The organism is Frankia sp. RB5, from assembly GCF_059816245.1.
Genome location: NZ_JCBATA010000152.1, coordinates 1 through 1,455, shown reverse-complemented (window position 1 = coordinate 1,455; position 1,455 = coordinate 1). Strand labels below are relative to the sequence as shown.

Here is a 1,455-nt window from a genome sequence, read left to right as displayed (position 1 = left end):
GGCGGATTCAACTGGTCGTCGCAACACCTCGATCCGGAGGTGTGGGAATGGGACGGCCGGCGGATTGGACGCAGACGGTCACGGGGCGGGCGGGCATGTGCTCGCCGGGGCGGCCGCCGGTGGCGCGCCGGGAGCATCAGCAGCGGTTCTGGGCGGCGATCGCGCGTGGGCTGAGCAGCGAGGATGCCGGTGTCGCGGCCGGCGTGTCGCCGGCGGTCGGGACCCGGTGGTTCCGCAACTGTGGCGGGATGCCCCCTTCGGACTTCCCCGCCCCTTCCGGTCGATACCTGTCGTTCGCGGAGCGGGAGGAGATCGCCCTGGGTCGTGCCCGCGGGGACAGCATCCGCCGGATCGCGCGGGGTTTGGGCCGGCCTGCGTCGACGGTGTCACGGGAGCTACGGCGTAACGCCGGCACCCGCGGCGGGACCCTGGTTTACCGGGCCACACTCGCGCAGTGGCATCGAGACCGTCGGGCCACCCGACCCAAGACTGCCAAGCTCGCGGCGAACGAGCAGCTGCGCAGCTACGTGCAGGACCGGCTCGCCGGGCCGGTCCGCCGCAGCGACGGCACCGTGGTGCCCGGCCCGTGGACGGCGCCGTTCACCGGCCGGAACAAGCCGCACCGCCAGGACCGCCGCTGGGTCAGCGCGTGGAGCCCGGAGCAGATCTCGCGGCGACTGCGGGTCGATTTTCCCGACGATCCGGCGATGCGGATCTCGCATGAGGCGATCTACCAGGCCCTTTACATCGAGGGGCGGGGAGCGCTGCGCCGTGACCTGGTCGCGTGCCTGCGCACGGGCCGCGCGCTGCGGGCGCCACGTGCGCGGGCCGGACGGCGCCCCGACGGCATGGTCACCCCCGAGGTCCGGATCAGTGCCCGCCCGGTCGAGGCCACAGACCGGACGGTCGCAGGGCACTGGGAAGGAGACCTGATCATCGGGTTGAACCGGTCCGCGATCGGCACGCTGGTCGAGCGCACCACCCGGCTCACGGTCCTGCTGCACCTGCCCCGTATGGACGGCTACGGCCATGAACCGCGGGTGAAGAACGGCCCGGCGCTGGCGGGCCGCGGCGCCGACGCTGTCCGGGACGCGATCACACGAGCGTTCGCGGAGCTGCCCGAGCAGCTGCGTCGGACCCTGACCTGGGACCGCGGCAAGGAGATGGCCGGGCACGCCGCGCTGACCGCCAGCACAGGTCTCGGGGTCTACTTCGCCGACCCGCACAGCCCCTGGCAGCGCGGCACGAACGAGAACACCAACGGGCTGCTGCGCCAGTACTTCCCCAAGGGCACCGACCTGTCCCGCTGGACCCGCCACGAACTCGCCACCATCGCCGCGACCCTCAACGACCGGCCCCGCAAGACCCTCGACTGGAAGACCCCCACCGAAGCGATGAACAACCAGCTACTCTCACGTCAACAACCCGGTGTTGCGAGGACCGGTTGAGTTCGGT

At 72.0% G+C, this 1,455-nt stretch carries 1 protein-coding gene; it reads left to right on the top strand.

From position 1 onward, the window contains the following. Positions 1-47: 47 nt before the first annotated feature. Positions 48-1,448 (top strand): IS30 family transposase, encoded by a 1,401-nt coding sequence (locus AC6EXY_RS33250; protein WP_101833928.1) that lies wholly within the window; start codon positions 48-50, stop codon positions 1,446-1,448. Positions 1,449-1,455 lie beyond the last annotated feature (7 nt).

What these genes read in the sequence shown, in the direction of transcription:
- AC6EXY_RS33250 (WP_101833928.1), top strand. Translation starts at nt 48, where the DNA reads ATGGGACGGCCGGCGGATTGGACGCAGACGGTCACGGGGCGGGCGGGC.